Origin of the sequence: Bacillus sp. SIMBA_008, assembly GCF_046535495.1 — a bacterium.
GTDB lineage: Bacteria > Bacillota > Bacilli > Bacillales > Bacillaceae > Bacillus > Bacillus subtilis.
Genome location: NZ_JAWRWL010000453.1, coordinates 1 through 272, shown reverse-complemented (window position 1 = coordinate 272; position 272 = coordinate 1). Strand labels below are relative to the sequence as shown.

At 55.9% G+C, this 272-nt stretch carries 1 protein-coding gene; it reads left to right on the top strand.

From position 1 onward, the window contains the following. The coding region (locus SB658_RS23985) for an Lsr2 family DNA-binding protein (RefSeq protein WP_410602840.1) at positions 1-181 on the top strand (181 nt) is incomplete at its 5' end. Between the last annotated feature and the right edge of the window lie 91 nt (positions 182-272).

Below are 272 nucleotides of genomic sequence, written 5' to 3'. Positions count from 1 at the left end.
CCACGCGAAGCGGGAACATTCGCCTGTGTCTGAGATCCCCAAGGCTCGACGCAAGGGTGGATCCGGCAGGGATCCGCTCGAACTCGCGCAGATCAGACGATGGGCACGCGCGAACGGATACGAACTCTCGGACCGTGGCAGGATCTCCAAGGAGATCTTGAACGCGTATGATGCTCGCTAAAAGATAGAAAGAAAAATCCCCACTAGCTCTGTCAGCCGGTGGGGATTTTTCCTTATTCGGAGCATCTGGTTAGCAGTATGTCAGCTCGCAG